At 61.6% G+C, this 12,512-nt stretch carries 16 protein-coding genes and 1 pseudogene; 7 read left to right on the top strand and 10 right to left on the bottom strand.

Going from position 1 to position 12,512, the window contains the following annotated elements:
- Window positions 1-119: 119 nt before the first annotated feature.
- From CFU_RS21915 to CFU_RS21885, 7 genes and pseudogenes are all read right to left on the bottom strand, one after another.
- Window positions 120-771 (bottom strand): annotated as a pseudogene (locus CFU_RS21915) (alpha/beta hydrolase).
- A gap of 42 nt (window positions 772-813) precedes the next feature.
- Window positions 814-1,134: a (2Fe-2S) ferredoxin domain-containing protein gene (locus tag CFU_RS21910; RefSeq protein WP_041742684.1), complete on the bottom strand. Its 321-nt coding sequence runs from the start codon at window positions 1,132-1,134 to the stop codon at window positions 814-816.
- Between the two features lie 74 nt (window positions 1,135-1,208).
- Entirely contained in the window at window positions 1,209-2,378 is a 1,170-nt protein-coding gene (locus CFU_RS21905; RefSeq protein ID WP_014008184.1) for a VanZ family protein, read from the bottom strand.
- On the bottom strand, window positions 2,378-2,980 hold the full coding sequence (locus CFU_RS21900) for an ABC-type transport auxiliary lipoprotein family protein (RefSeq protein WP_014008183.1): 603 nt from the start codon (window positions 2,978-2,980) through the stop codon (window positions 2,378-2,380). The genes CFU_RS21905 and CFU_RS21900 overlap by 1 nt, the downstream gene beginning before the upstream one ends.
- Window positions 2,981-3,044: 64 nt before the next feature.
- The gene (locus CFU_RS21895) at window positions 3,045-3,992 is read right to left on the bottom strand and encodes an MlaD family protein (protein ID WP_014008182.1); all 948 of its coding nucleotides are present in this window, start codon (window positions 3,990-3,992) and stop codon (window positions 3,045-3,047) included.
- Window positions 3,993-4,019: 27 nt separating this feature from the next.
- Complete coding sequence (locus CFU_RS21890) at window positions 4,020-4,802, bottom strand: ABC transporter ATP-binding protein (RefSeq protein WP_014008181.1); 783 nt, start codon at window positions 4,800-4,802, stop codon at window positions 4,020-4,022.
- Complete coding sequence (locus tag CFU_RS21885; protein WP_014008180.1) at window positions 4,802-5,926, bottom strand: MlaE family ABC transporter permease; 1,125 nt, start codon at window positions 5,924-5,926, stop codon at window positions 4,802-4,804. Before CFU_RS21885 ends, CFU_RS21890 begins: the two co-directional genes overlap by 1 nt.
- 230 nt (window positions 5,927-6,156) lie before the next feature.
- Here CFU_RS21885 and CFU_RS21880 point away from each other — a divergent pair, with 230 nt between their 5' ends.
- From CFU_RS21880 to CFU_RS21870, 3 genes are read left to right on the top strand one after another with little or no spacing between them, the layout of a single operon-like run.
- Complete coding sequence (locus CFU_RS21880; RefSeq protein WP_041742682.1) at window positions 6,157-7,008, top strand: biotin--[acetyl-CoA-carboxylase] ligase; 852 nt, start codon at window positions 6,157-6,159, stop codon at window positions 7,006-7,008.
- 3 nt (window positions 7,009-7,011) lie between these two features.
- Window positions 7,012-7,785, top strand: coding sequence for a type III pantothenate kinase (locus CFU_RS21875; RefSeq protein WP_014008178.1), 774 nt, complete (start codon window positions 7,012-7,014; stop codon window positions 7,783-7,785).
- Window positions 7,779-8,468: an SPOR domain-containing protein gene (locus tag CFU_RS21870; protein WP_014008177.1), complete on the top strand. Its 690-nt coding sequence runs from the start codon at window positions 7,779-7,781 to the stop codon at window positions 8,466-8,468. The genes CFU_RS21875 and CFU_RS21870 overlap by 7 nt, the downstream gene beginning before the upstream one ends.
- Window positions 8,469-8,478: 10 nt before the next feature.
- Here the strand turns inward: CFU_RS21870 and CFU_RS24700 are convergent, their stop codons facing one another.
- Window positions 8,479-8,667 carry a cysteine-rich CWC family protein gene (locus CFU_RS24700; RefSeq protein WP_041742680.1) on the bottom strand — a complete coding sequence of 63 codons (189 nt, stop codon included), beginning with the start codon at window positions 8,665-8,667 and terminating at the stop codon, window positions 8,479-8,481.
- Between the two features lie 250 nt (window positions 8,668-8,917).
- On the opposite strand from CFU_RS24700, the gene argB reads away from it, so the two are divergent.
- On the top strand, window positions 8,918-9,820 hold the full coding sequence (gene argB / locus CFU_RS21860) for an acetylglutamate kinase (protein ID WP_014008176.1): 903 nt from the start codon (window positions 8,918-8,920) through the stop codon (window positions 9,818-9,820).
- 59 nt (window positions 9,821-9,879) lie between these two features.
- On the opposite strand, the gene CFU_RS21855 is transcribed toward argB, so the two are convergent.
- Complete coding sequence (locus tag CFU_RS21855) at window positions 9,880-10,596, bottom strand: pseudouridine synthase (protein WP_014008175.1); 717 nt, start codon at window positions 10,594-10,596, stop codon at window positions 9,880-9,882.
- Window positions 10,597-10,720: 124 nt separating this feature from the next.
- Here CFU_RS21855 and CFU_RS21850 point away from each other — a divergent pair, with 124 nt between their 5' ends.
- From CFU_RS21850 to CFU_RS21840, 3 genes are all read left to right on the top strand, one after another.
- Window positions 10,721-10,963 carry an AbrB/MazE/SpoVT family DNA-binding domain-containing protein gene (locus tag CFU_RS21850; protein ID WP_041742679.1) on the top strand — a complete coding sequence of 81 codons (243 nt, stop codon included), beginning with the start codon at window positions 10,721-10,723 and terminating at the stop codon, window positions 10,961-10,963.
- Window positions 10,960-11,355, top strand: a complete 396-nt coding sequence (locus CFU_RS21845) for a PIN domain-containing protein (protein WP_014008174.1) — start codon at window positions 10,960-10,962, stop codon at window positions 11,353-11,355. Before CFU_RS21850 ends, CFU_RS21845 begins: the two co-directional genes overlap by 4 nt.
- Before the next feature lie 102 nt (window positions 11,356-11,457).
- The gene (locus CFU_RS21840; RefSeq protein WP_014008173.1) at window positions 11,458-11,805 is read left to right on the top strand and encodes a low molecular weight protein tyrosine phosphatase family protein; all 348 of its coding nucleotides are present in this window, start codon (window positions 11,458-11,460) and stop codon (window positions 11,803-11,805) included.
- Window positions 11,806-11,818: 13 nt separating this feature from the next.
- On the opposite strand, the gene CFU_RS21835 is transcribed toward CFU_RS21840, so the two are convergent.
- Window positions 11,819-12,412, bottom strand: a complete 594-nt coding sequence (locus tag CFU_RS21835) for a DNA-3-methyladenine glycosylase I (protein WP_041742677.1) — start codon at window positions 12,410-12,412, stop codon at window positions 11,819-11,821.
- Window positions 12,413-12,512: the final 100 nt, after the last annotated feature.

Genomic DNA, 12,512 nt, shown 5'->3' with positions numbered 1-12,512 from the left:
CGGAGGCGGTTAATGGACAACCGCATACAACCATGCCGACAGAATTATAGCGCCACCGCCTCCCCGGACGGCTTAAACGCTAAACCAGCCTGCCTGTTTAGCGTTCAAACCGCGGTCTGTTAGCGACGCCACATTTCGACCATGAGATTCTTGATATGTTGCAGCCGGCGGTGAAAAAAATGATCGGCGCCGGGAATCACGATCACCGGGATGTCCTGCGGGCGCGCCCATTCGAATACCGCGGTGAGCGGAATCGTATCGTCCAGCTCGCCGTGGATCAGGATGCTGTTGGCCGGCACGGTCGGCATCGGCCACTTGCCGGCAGCGGTGCCGACCAGCACCACGCCGTTCGGCCGGCGTTGCGGCGGCCGGCGCTCCGGCAGCTTCCAGGCGCTGCTGCAGTTGCGCCTGCACGAAAGTGCCGAACGAAAAACCGCCCAGCGTCAGCGGCAGGTCAGGATATTGCCGGCGCATGTGGGCCAGCAGCAGGGCCATGTCGTCGGTCTCGCCGCGGCCTTCGTCATGCGTGCCTTCGGATTTGCCGACGCCGCGGAAATTCATGCGCACCGTGACATAACCCAGCGCCAGGAAGCCGCGCGCCAGCGTATGCACCACCTTGTTGTCCATGGTGCCGCCGAACAGCGGATGGGGATGGGCCACCAGCGCCAGGCCGCGCGGCGCGGCGAAGGTTGCGGGATCCGGCAGGTCGAGTGCACATTCGAGCTGGCCGACCGCGCCGGCGATGAAAAAGGGAAGCGTTTGAGCGTTCATTGCATTGATGATTCTGAGTGATGATGGCGGAATGCGTGCTGCTTAGATTTTCAGGCGTTCGACAATCTTGCCGCCGACGATATGGACATCGATGATTTCGTCGATATCTTCATTGTCGACGTAGGTGTACCAGACGCCTTCCGGATAAATCACCAGCGCCGGTCCTTCTTCGCAGCGCTCGAGGCAGCCGGCCTTGTTGATCCGCACCTTGCCTTCGCCGGCCAGGCCGAGCTGCTTGACGCGGCGCTTGGCATGCTCCTGTGCAGCCTGGGCGCCAGCGTTGGCGCAGCAGACGCGTTCGCCCGGTTCGCGCTGGTTCAGGCAAAAAAATACGTGGTGTTCGTAAAACGGCTTATCGCTCATGGCAGGATTCTGGAATAGTTGACCAATACAGACGGGAATCATACACCGCCGCGATGCTGGTTTCAGGCGGCCGCTTATCTTGAGTCGCGCTGCGGCTGCCGCTGTGCCGCCTTGCGGCGCCGCTTGTGCATGGGATGGAACAGGAACCACAGCGTGCAGAACGGCCACAGCAAGGCCAGGAACTGGGCGACGCCGTTGAAGTTCAGGAATTTTCCCTGCGACCAGGTTTGCACGGTTTCTGTGTAGTACGGGTTGTCCGGCATGATATTGACCAGCAATAAAGATATCGCCAGGGTCAGCCCGGCCAGGCGCCGTTGCGCTAGCTGCGGCGCATACGCCAGGCCGCTCAGCATGAGGCCGCCGATCAGCAGGCCGCCGAACGAGCCCGGGGTCAGCCAGACGAAGGCGTTGTCAGGCGCGAACAGGAGCGCCGTCGCCAGGATCTTGATCATCAGCGTGACAAACACCAGCAGCAAGGTCAACGGCAGTTTCGGAGCATGCTGGCGCAGCAGGATCAGGAAGGTCAGGGCGGCGCCGGTCAGGCCGCAGGCGGTGATGATGGTTTCGGTCAGCCAGTACTGGTCGGCGCTGAACTGGATATCGTTGGTCAGCCAGGCTTGCAGGTCGATAGGCTGTTCCAGGAAATCCGACAGCCAGCTCGACAGCATGGAAGTGAACTGGCCGAAGCCGAACAAGTGGCTGAGCGGATAAATTTGCGCCAGCGGCCACAGCGCCACCACCACCATGCCTTGGCTGGCTTCGCGGTTGAACCAGTGCTCGCGCAGCTGCAGCAAGCGGCTGTCGGGGCCGAAGCGCGGCCGCAGGATCACGCCCAGCACCGCGCCGAGCAGGGCGCCGGCGCTGTTGGTCATCAAATCGAGGTTGGAGGCGACGCGGGTCGGCAGGAAGGTCTGCACCGCTTCCATGCTGCCGGAGACCAGGATGCCGGCCAGGGCAGCCAGCAATACCGCCCAATACGGCGACCAGCGGCGCGAACGCGGCAACGACAGCACCATCAGCATGCCTAGCGGCAGGTAGCCGGCGATGTTGGTCCAGACGTCGAACACTGTCCAGTAGTGCGGCAGCGGCGCGTCCAGGTAGGCAAAGGCGGTCAGGCCGAGGTCGCGCCAGCCGGCGAACGGATACCAGCTGGCGTAGACGATCAGCAGCAGGTAAATCAGCAGGCTGACGCGGGCGAACGAGGACGCGGCCGAGGAGGTGGTCGGGATTGCTTGCTGCGTCATTATTTTTTCGGCGCCACTGTCGCCAGCCAGCCCATCAGGTCATCGATCACGCCGTCGTTGGCCGCCACGAACGCGCTGGCGGCGCCGGCGGCGTCGGCGCTGGGTGTCGCCGCCTGGCGGCTGAAGCTCTTTTGCGCCAGCAGCGTGCGGCCGTTGAACAGCGAAGCCCGCACCTGCAATGTCGCCAGGCTGTGCGACGGCGTATCGAAGGTTTGCGTGAAATCATCCATGTCGATGCGCAGCACCGGAATGTTGAGCGCAGCGTCCGACAGCGCCAGCACCGTGCCGCCGGCCTGCGCCAGGCGCGATTTCAGGCGCTGCTGGAACAGCTGCGCCGGCGGCATGGTCCAGCGGCTGCCGGCGTATGGCCGCGGCTGCAGCTGGTTGGCGTAGGCCAGGCGAAAATACATCATGTTGTTGTCCAGCCAGGCCGGCGCATTGACATCGGCCAGGCTGACCGCCGGCAAGGACGGCGCTGCGGTTGCCGCTGCGGGCGGCAGCAGGCCCAGGTCGTATTGGGTCGGGGCGTCGATCTTGCTGGCGCAGCCGGCGACCAGGGCAATCGCAAGGAAGGACGACAGGGTTTTCAGGATAGCGGTCATGGCATGCCTTTAATCGGTTGGCGACAGGGTGCTCTTTCTGTCGCGCTTGTGTTTTTGCGTGTGTTTATTTGCCTGGAGCTACAAAACCGGCTTCGCCAGGACCCGGAGGCAGCGGCTTGCTGCCGAACAGGATGCTTTGCGGCTGCTGGTTGAAATGGTCCATGGTCTGGTTCAGGTTGCGCATCGACGAACGCGCCTCCGTGGTCAGCACATTGAAGCGCGGCAGCGTATCGTATTCGACGCCGTTGGCGACCGAGCCGATATTCTGCACCGCTCCGGCCAGGTTGGCGACAGCGCCGTCCGGTCCTTGCAGGCTGTTGGTCAGGGTATTGAGGTTCTTGCTGAGCATCATCATGTTGTTGGACAGCGCCGTGACCGAGGCCAGCGCCTGGTTCAACTGGCCGGTCAGGGCCGGCAGCTGCTTCAGGGTCGGCTGCAGCTGCTGCGGGATGCCTTGGTATTCATTGACGGTCTTGCTGACGTCGCTGAACGCCTTCACCATGGTTTTCTGGTTCTCCGGATCGAGCAAGCCATTGAGCTTGTCGACCATTTCATTGGCGCGCGACAGAATCAGCGCGCCCTTGGTCTGCAGGTTGTCGAACAGGCTGGGGCGCAGTTCTATGCGCGCCAGGTGCTGCTTGCTGCTGTCGAGCTTGAGCGGCTTGCTGCCGTCGTCGTCGAGCTGGATGTAGGCGATCCCGGTCACGCCCTGGTAACCCAGGGTGGCGAAGGTGGACTGCGTCATCGGCGTATCCGGATTGATCTTGATCTTGATCAGGATCTGCCCCGGCGATTTCGGATCGAAGGTGATGGCGTCGACCTTGCCGGCATCCAGGCCGCGATAACGGACATCGGCTTGCGGGTTCAGCCCCGGCACCGACAGCTTGGTGGCGATTTCGTAAGGAATCCGTTCCACCCGGTCGCTGTTGAACCACATGACGCCGAACAGCGCCGCGATCAGCAAAGCCACCGTGAACAATCCGGCGATCAGGGCATGCGCTTTATTTTCCATAAGACTTCCTATCTACGCTTTCTGCATTTATCCGCAAGTTTCATGCTCATAACGGTTGGCAGTAAGAAAAAATGATTCAATGAACGGATGGCGCACTTTCATCACGCGCTCCGGCGTGTCATAGGCGATCACGTGCCTGTCCGCCAGCACCGCGATCTTGGTCGACAGCGCCAGCAGCGGTTCCAGGTCGTGGGTGATCATCACCACGGTCAGGTGCATGTCCTTGTGCAGCGAGCGGATCAGCTCGATGAACGCCGCCGACGAGGCCGGATCGAGGCCGGCGGTCGGTTCGTCCAGGAACAGCAACTCAGGTTCCAGCGCCAGCGCGCGCGCCAGCGCCACCCGCTTGATCATGCCGCCGGACAGGTCGGACGGCATCTTCAGCGCATGTTCGGGGCCGATGCCGGCCATCTGCAGCTTGAGCAAGGCGGCGTCCCTGATCAGCCGATCCGGCAGGGCGCGCAACTCGCGCATCGGCAACGCCACGTTGTCGAGCACCGTCAGCGCCGAAAACAGGGCGCCCTGCTGGAACAGCATGCCCCAGCGGTTTTGCAATGCGTACATCTGGTCGACATCGGCCTGGCTGATATCGGTGCCGAATACGGTCACCTTGCCTTTGGTGGGCCGGTTCAATCCGAGTATCTGACGCACCAGCGTGGTCTTGCCGGAACCGGAGCCGCCCACCAGGCCGACGATCTCGCCGGCGTCGATGCGCAGGTCCAGGTCCTGGTGGATCACGGCCTGGCCGAACTGGGTCCAGAGCTTGTCGATCTCGATGATGGGTGCGGGTTTGGGTGTGTATTCGGCCATCAGAATCCCACGCCGCTGAAAATGATCGCAAATATGGCATCGGCCACGATCACGATGGTGATCGCGCTCACTACGGAAGTGGTGGTGCCGTGCCCCAGGCTTTCGGTATTGGGCTCGATGCGCAGGCCGAAATAACAGGCCACCATCGCAATCAGGCCGCCGAACACCGCGCCTTTGCCGAGGCCGATCAGGTAGTTGGGCAGCGGCACCGCATTCGGCAGCTGCTGCAGGAAATAGGTCGGCGACAAACCCAGCTGCAATTGCGCGGCGACCATGCCGCCCAGCAGGGCAATCGCATCGGTCCAGATGACCAGCAAAGGCATCGCCACCAGCAAGGCCAGCACGCGCGGCAGGATCAGGCGGAAGCCGTGCGGCAAACCCATCACCAGCATGGCGTCGAGTTCTTCGGTGACGCGCATCACGCCCAGCTGCGCGGTGATCGCCGAACCGGAGCGGCCGGCCACCAGGATCGCCGCCAGCAGCGGCCCCAGTTCGCGGATGATGCTCATGCCGAGGATATTGACCAGGTAGATGTCGCCGCCGAAGGTATGCAATTGCTGTGCGGATAAAAACGACAGCACCACGCCGATCAGAAACCCGACCAGCGCGGTGATCCCCAAAGCCTGGTAGCCGACGTGGTAGACATTGGCGGAAATTTCCTTCCACGGCGCGCGCTGCGGCGCTTGCACCATGCGCAGGAAATCCAGCACCAGCTGTCCCAGCAGGGTGATGAAGCCGGTCACGTGCTCAAAGACATCGACGCCCATGTCGTAGATCGCGTTGAACAGGCGGCGGCGCGGCGGCTTGGGCGGCAGGGCCAGGGTGCCGGCGCTGGCCAGGCGCTGGAAAAAATCGCGGTGCTGCGGCGCCACGGTCAATTGTTTGGGGCGGGTCTTGCCCCATGCGTTCCACAGGAATTGCGCGCCGATATGGTCCAGCGTGCCGATCTCGGACAGGTCCCAGCGCAGCGCGTCGTTTTGCCTGGCCAGGTTTTTCAGCTTGGCCTGCAGCGCCTTGATCACTCCCGGCTGGGTCAAGGCATGCACCTGCCAGTTGCCGTGGGCGGCTACCAGGCTGCCATCTTTGAGATCAAGAACAGGAGTAGTGGAATCTGGATTCGGCATCGCATCAGTTTAAGGGAGAATTGCTTTCCACACTATGACAAGTAGTGATAAAAGCGGGCGGCAAGCAGCAGCGGTCCAGGCGATTTAACGGTTTCTAGAGAAATATGCCATACGGATTAGCCATGTCGTTGTTTTTTATTGTATTTACATGGGTAAAACCATGCGTTGCGAGCTGCATTTTCCTCGCTTTTTCTCCGCTTTTTCCTGTTACTCCCGCTACAATGCGCGGCATGACCGCACAATTTATTGCACCAATTTCGCCCGCGAGCCAGTTGTCCGCTGCCCGCATCGCCGCTTTTGCCGGCCATCATGCCGAGCAATGCCTGATCGAAGTGGTCGCCGAAACCGGTTCGACCAATGCCGACCTGCTGGCGCGCGTCTCTGGCAACGGCCGCGACAGCGGCAAAGACGCGCTGCGCGCACCGACCTTGCTGGTAGCGCTGACGCAGACCGCCGGCCGTGGCCGCGCCGGCCGCGCCTGGCTGACGGCGCCGGCGGCGGCGCTGACTTTTTCGCTGGCCTGGCCGTTCGCCTCGCCGCTGCAGGCGCTGGTCGGTTTGCCGCTGGCGGTAGGCGTGACGATTGCCGAGACCCTGGCCGATTTCGGCGTCGAGGTCCAGTTGAAATGGCCGAACGACGTGTTGCAGGGCGGCCGCAAGCTGGCCGGCATCCTGATCGAAACCGCGACCGCGCCGGACCAGCAGCTGTGGGCGGTGATCGGCATCGGCATCAATCTTTCCATACCGGAGAAATTGCAAGAACAGATCGGACGCCGCACCGCCAATCTGCCGGCGGCGGCAGCGCAGGACCGCGACTTGCTGCTCGGTTCATTGCTGAGCGGGCTGGCGCAAAACATGTGGCAATTCGAAAGCGAGGGCCTGTCGGCTTTTGTCGAACGCTGGAACCGGCTGCATGCGTTTGCCGGCCAGCAGGTAGCGATCCTGGACCAAGGCAAGACGCTGCACGAAGGCAAGGCGCTGGGCATCGACCAGATCGGACGCCTGCTGCTGCAAACGGATGGCGGCAGCAATCCGATTGCGATCATGGCCGGCGATATTTCATTGCGCCCGAAGGAAGGCTGAACCATGGGCATGCTGTTGATCGATGTCGGCAACACCCGCATCAAATGGGCGCTTACAGCCTTGCCGGTGGCGGGCGAGCTGGCCGGCGCGTGGCTGGAAAGCGGTTCGGCGGCGCATGGCGAGCTGGTGGCGCTGAGCGAACGCTGGCGCAAGCTGACGGTGACGCGCATACTGATTTCGAACGTTGCCGGCGAGCATATACAGGAACGCTTGCAAACGCTGCTGGAGACGGTTTTCGGCATTGCCGTGCGGCCCCACTGGTTTGCCTCGCTGCCGCAGCTGGCCGGCCTGCGCAATGCTTATCGCGATCCGGCGCAACTCGGCTGCGACCGCTTTGCCGCGGCGCTGGGCGCGCAACGGCTGTTTCCGCAGCAGACCCTGCTGGTCGCCACCTGCGGCACCGCCACCACGATCGACGCGGTCAGCGCCGACGGCGTATTCAGCGGCGGCATGATCCTGCCGGGACTGGGGCTGATGGCGACGTCGCTGGCGCGCAGCACCGCGCAGCTGCCGCATATTACAGACCATGTGCAAGTCAATACGCTGTTTGCCGACAATACCGACGACGCCATCATCAGCGGCTGCATCAACGCCCAGGTCGGCGCCATCGAACGGGCATTTGGCTTGCTCGGCCGGCAAGCGCCGGGAGCGCACGTACTGTGCGTGGTGGCCGGCGGTTCGGCGGCGCTGATTGCGCCCTATCTGTCCATAGCACACGAAACAGTTGATAATCTGGTACTGATCGGTCTCCAAACTGCCGCGGCAACTCTATGTTGAAAATCATTTTCTGGCTGTTGTTACTGGCGAATGCCGCCTTGTTTGCCATGCAAAAAGGCTATCTCGGCGCCCTCTACAGCGACGGCAGGGAGCCGGCGCGCATCGGCAGGCAGCTGCAGCCGGACAAAATCCGGATGACGGCGGCCGAGAACCCGCCGGCTGCGGCGGCTACCTCGCTCGCCAGCGCCGCGCTGGCGCCCGCCGCCACGGCCGCCGATCTGGCGCCGGTGGCCTGCACCGAAGTCGGCAATTTCAGCGCGGCCGAAGCGCGGCGCTTTTCGAGCCAGCTGGCGGAGCGCATGCCGGCCATCAAGTTTGTCCGCCGTGAAACCCAGGAAGTGGCCAGCCATATGGTGTACCTGCCGTCGCTGGGCAGCAAGGAAGCGGCCGACGCCAAGGCCGACGAGGTGCGCCGGCTGGGAATCAGCGACTTTTTCGTGATCCAGGATGCGAGCCCGCTGCGCTATGGCATTTCGCTGGGCATTTTCAAAACCGACGAAGCCGCGCAAAAGCAGGTCGCCAGCCTGGCCAAGCGCGGCCTGAGCGGGGCCAAGGTCGGCACGCGCAGCGTCAGTTCCAGCAAGGTGGCGTTCCAGCTGCGCGACCTCGGCGGCGACAACCGGCTTGCCTTCGACAAGATCAAGCTGGATTTCCCTGCCCAGGAAGTGCGCAGCTGCCCTTAGTCCTTAGTTTTTAAGGCGCCGGTTTTTCTGCGGTCTGTTCTTGTCGCAGCAAGCGCTGCAGGCAATCCGGGCAATAACACGCCGTGGCCGCCGGTTTGGCGCTGGCCAGCGGCGGCAGACGGCTGCACCAGCAAGGCTGGTCCGGATGCTGACCGGCGCCGCAGGAAAACTGCTGCCGGCAGGCGGGACATTGCGCCATTCTGCTTATCCTTTGAATGCGGTGGGGAATCGGCTCCATGATAACCATCTTCCCGGCATTGATGCATCTACACAACATCGCTACGCAACATCGCAAGATTATTGGCCGGCCTGCCGTATCTAAGCGGGCGCATTTCCATGTAAAATCGCGCTGATCCATCGCGCAGCGATTTTTAACTCCATCGAGTTGCAGTCTTTGCACCTTTTATTCTCTTCTGACAAGCTCAGAAACCTCTCTTGTAGGACTGTCCATGGCCGATTTGACCAACGATCTTGCCAACGTTGCCCCAGGAATCAAAGCTGAAATTCTGGCCGAGGCGTTACCTTACATCCGTCAGTTCCACGGTAAAACCATTGTCGTCAAATACGGCGGCAACGCCATGACCGAAGAGCGCCTGAAGCACGGCTTCGCGCGCGACGTGATCCTGCTCAAGCTGGTCGGCATGAACCCGGTGGTGGTGCATGGCGGCGGCCCGCAGATCGACAACGCCCTCAAGAAAATCGGCAAGCAAGGCACTTTCGTGCAAGGCATGCGCATCACCGACGAAGAAACCATGGAAGTGGTGGAGTGGGTGCTGGGCGGTGAAGTGCAGCAGGATATCGTGATGCTGATCAATCACTACGGCGGCCAGGCAGTCGGCCTGACCGGCAAGGACGGCGGCCTGATCCGGGCCCGCAAATACCGCATGCCGGACCGCGAAAAGCCGGGCGAATTCCTCGACATCGGTTTTGTCGGCGAGATCGAAGCGATCAATCCGGCGGTGGTCAAGGCCTTGCAGGACGACGCTTTTATCCCGATCATTTCGCCGATCGGCTTTGGCGCCGACGGCCAGGCCTACAACATCAACGCCGACGTCGTGGCCGGCAAGATCGCCGAGATCCTGCATGCGGAAAAGCTGATCATGATGACCAACATTGCAGGCGTGCAGGATAAGCAAGGCAACCTGGTGACTGACCTGTCAGCCCGTGAAATCGACGAGATGTTCAAGGACGGCACTATCTCCGGCGGCATGCTGCCGAAGATTTCGTCGGCGCTGGATGCCGCCAAGTCGGGCGTCAATACCGTGCACATCATCGATGGCCGGATCGAGCACTCGCTGCTGCTGGAAGTGTTGACCGAACAGGCTTTCGGCACCATGATCCGCTCGCACTAAGCGGCTGCAATCGCTGGCAACAAAAGCGCAAGGCTCAGGTCCTGCGCTTTTTTTACGTCTTAAGCGGGCACCAGCAAGGCCAGGTGTTCCGGCTCCAGGTAGCACCATTCCCCTATTTCCAGTTCCAGCGCTTCCAGCGTCAAGCCGCCGATGGCGGTGCGGCGCAAGGCGGTGCAATGGTTGCCGGCGGCCACCAGCATGCGCTTGACCTGGTGGTATTTGCCTTGTTCCAGCACGATCTCGATTTCATGCGTGCCCAGCACGCGGCAGCTGACGGCCGCCAGCGTTTGCGGCTCGTCATGCAGCTTGACGCCGGCCAGCAGGCTCTGCACCAGTTCTTCCGTGACAGGATCGTGGGTAGTGGCGACATACAGCTTTGGCACGTGCCGCTTGGGCGACGACTGGGCATGGATGAAGCTGCCGTCGTCCGACATCAGCAGCAGGCCGGTAGTGTCGTGATCGAGCCGCCCGACCGGCTGCACATCGCGCCAGCTGAACTGCTCCGGCAGGATGCTCAGCACCCCGGGGTGATGGCTGGGTTTGCGCGAGCATTCGATATCGGCCGGCTTGTTGAGCACGATATAGACGTGTTCGCGGTAGGTCCATTCCTCTTCGAACAGGGTAAACACCAGGCCGTCGGTGTCGGGCGTGGACTTGTAGTCGGTGACGGCGGCGCCGTTGATGACGACTTCGCCGTCCTCAATTAACTCACGGCAATATTTTCGGCTGCCGAAACCCTGCGATTGCAGGATACGGTCTAAGGTCAGTTTAGGCATGGCGGCAATGTAGCAGAACCGCGTGGCGACGGGAAGGGCGGCGTTCCCGCTTGGCTTGCCGGCAATCTTGATTTTTTGTTTTCCTTACTATAAAGTAAGGAATGATGAATTTGAAAGGACAGATATGTCTACCGCTACCGTGACTTCCAAAGGCCAGATCACGATACCTGCTGCGGTACGGGCCGCGCTCGGCCTGGATACCGGAAGCCGGGTTGAATTTGTGGAAATCGAGAATGGGCAGTATGCGTTTGTTGCAGCCACTGAAGCCGTGCAGTCCCTGAAGGGAATGCTGCGCAAACCCGCGGCTCCGGTCAGTATCGAACAAATGAATCAAGTCATTGCGCAGCGTGGCGCCGGCAAACGATGATCGGCCTGGATACCAACATCCTGGTGCGCTATGTCGCACAAGACGATCCCAAGCAGTCGCCCAAGGCGACAGCATTAATCGAATCGCTTTCCGATGCCGATCCAGGATTTATCGGCCTGGTCGCTTTGATGGAGCTGGTATGGGTAATGCAGGGGTGCTACCAGGCGACAAAAGACGAAATCGTCGCCGTATTGGAAAAATTGCTGCGCGTGCGGACATTCAAAATCGAAAATGCTGAAATTGTCTTAAGGGCGCTGCATGTTTACGCGCGCTCAAACGCAGACTTCGCAGATTGTCTCCTCGAACGTTCGGCCAATAATGCCGGCTGCCTGCATACGGCGACTTTTGACAGCAAGGCTGCCAAGAGCGCCGGCATGCGGCTTGTCGGGTGAGCCGGGAGTCGTTCCGTGTTTGCGCCTGCATGAAAACCATGGCAGCAGGCGCTGGCTACGACTCAAACATTTCTGCCTACAAATAAGACAGCAAACCGGTCAATGACTAAATTACTCTTTGTCTGCAGCCGCAACCAGTGGCGCAGCCCGACAGGCGAGCAGGTATGGCGCCGCCAGCCCGGGATACAGGCGCGCTCGGCCGGAACCAGCCCGAACGCGCGCAGGAAAATCAGCGCCGGCGACATCAGCTGGGCCGATGTGATCTTTGTCATGGAGAAAAAGCACAAGAACCGCATCGTCGCCGAGTTCGGGCGACTGCTGGAACACAAAACCATCCACGTACTGGATATCCCGGACGAATACCAGTACATGGATCCGGAGCTGGTCGAGCAGTTGACCGATGTGGTCGCTTACCTGCTGGCGGACCAGAGCGGTCCGCCGCAGGGTTAGATTGGCATCGGAATTACTCAGCCACCGCCTGGTGCCGGAAGCATTCCACGCAATGGTCGTTGACCATGCCGATGGCCTGCATGTAGGCGTAAATGATGGTCGAGCCGACGAATTTGAAGCCGCGCTTGCCCAGGTCCTTGGAAATGCGGTCGGACAAGGGCGTGGTGGCGGGATTGCCGCCCAGCAGCGTCCATTCATTCTGGATCGGCTTGCCCTCCACATAGGCCCACAAGAAAGGCGCCAGGCCGCCGGTTTCGGTGCGCAGCTTGAGATAGGCCTGGGCGTTGCTGATGGCGGCGGCGATCTTCAGGCGGTTGCGGACGATGCCGGCGTCGGCCAGCAGGGCGGCCACCTTGTCCTGGTCGTAGCGGGCGATTTTCTTGGCGTCCCAGTTGTCGAAGGCGCGCCGGTAGTTGTCGCGCTTGTTGAGGATGGTTTCCCAGCTGAGGCCGGCCTGTGCGCCTTCCAGGTTCAGCATTTCGAACAGCCGCACCTCGTCATGGCAGGGTTTGCCCCATTCCTCGTCGTGGTAGGCCAGGTAACGCGGGTTGGCGGGATTGGCCCAGGCGCAGCGGGTAAGGACGGGGGTGGCGGGGGTGACAGTCATGGTCGGGACACGGGAGGAACGCTTCCTCGAAGTTGAAGTATGCACATGCTACCGCATCGCGCCGAAATCATCCGGCCATGCCGGCAAGGTTTCCCTGGAG

The organism is Collimonas fungivorans Ter331 (assembly GCF_000221045.1).
Classification (GTDB): Bacteria; Pseudomonadota; Gammaproteobacteria; order Burkholderiales; family Burkholderiaceae_D; genus Collimonas; species Collimonas fungivorans_A.
The sequence above is the reverse complement of the archived record's forward strand: the minus strand, read 5'-3'. Positions and strand labels throughout refer to the sequence as shown.

What these genes read in the sequence shown, in the direction of transcription:
- CFU_RS21910 (WP_041742684.1), bottom strand. Translation starts at nt 1,134, where the DNA reads ATGAGCGATAAGCCGTTTTACGAACACCACGTATTTTTTTGCCTGAAC.
- CFU_RS21905 (WP_014008184.1), bottom strand. Translation starts at nt 2,378, where the DNA reads ATGACGCAGCAAGCAATCCCGACCACCTCCTCGGCCGCGTCCTCGTTC.
- CFU_RS21900 (WP_014008183.1), bottom strand. Translation starts at nt 2,980, where the DNA reads ATGACCGCTATCCTGAAAACCCTGTCGTCCTTCCTTGCGATTGCCCTG.
- CFU_RS21895 (WP_014008182.1), bottom strand. Translation starts at nt 3,992, where the DNA reads ATGGAAAATAAAGCGCATGCCCTGATCGCCGGATTGTTCACGGTGGCT.
- CFU_RS21890 (WP_014008181.1), bottom strand. Translation starts at nt 4,802, where the DNA reads ATGGCCGAATACACACCCAAACCCGCACCCATCATCGAGATCGACAAG.
- CFU_RS21885 (WP_014008180.1), bottom strand. Translation starts at nt 5,926, where the DNA reads ATGCCGAATCCAGATTCCACTACTCCTGTTCTTGATCTCAAAGATGGC.
- CFU_RS21880 (WP_041742682.1), top strand. Translation starts at nt 6,157, where the DNA reads ATGACCGCACAATTTATTGCACCAATTTCGCCCGCGAGCCAGTTGTCC.
- CFU_RS21875 (WP_014008178.1), top strand. Translation starts at nt 7,012, where the DNA reads ATGGGCATGCTGTTGATCGATGTCGGCAACACCCGCATCAAATGGGCG.
- CFU_RS21870 (WP_014008177.1), top strand. Translation starts at nt 7,779, where the DNA reads ATGTTGAAAATCATTTTCTGGCTGTTGTTACTGGCGAATGCCGCCTTG.
- CFU_RS24700 (WP_041742680.1), bottom strand. Translation starts at nt 8,667, where the DNA reads ATGGCGCAATGTCCCGCCTGCCGGCAGCAGTTTTCCTGCGGCGCCGGT.
- argB (WP_014008176.1), top strand. Translation starts at nt 8,918, where the DNA reads ATGGCCGATTTGACCAACGATCTTGCCAACGTTGCCCCAGGAATCAAA.
- CFU_RS21855 (WP_014008175.1), bottom strand. Translation starts at nt 10,596, where the DNA reads ATGCCTAAACTGACCTTAGACCGTATCCTGCAATCGCAGGGTTTCGGC.
- CFU_RS21850 (WP_041742679.1), top strand. Translation starts at nt 10,721, where the DNA reads ATGTCTACCGCTACCGTGACTTCCAAAGGCCAGATCACGATACCTGCT.
- CFU_RS21845 (WP_014008174.1), top strand. Translation starts at nt 10,960, where the DNA reads ATGATCGGCCTGGATACCAACATCCTGGTGCGCTATGTCGCACAAGAC.
- CFU_RS21840 (WP_014008173.1), top strand. Translation starts at nt 11,458, where the DNA reads ATGACTAAATTACTCTTTGTCTGCAGCCGCAACCAGTGGCGCAGCCCG.
- CFU_RS21835 (WP_041742677.1), bottom strand. Translation starts at nt 12,412, where the DNA reads ATGACTGTCACCCCCGCCACCCCCGTCCTTACCCGCTGCGCCTGGGCC.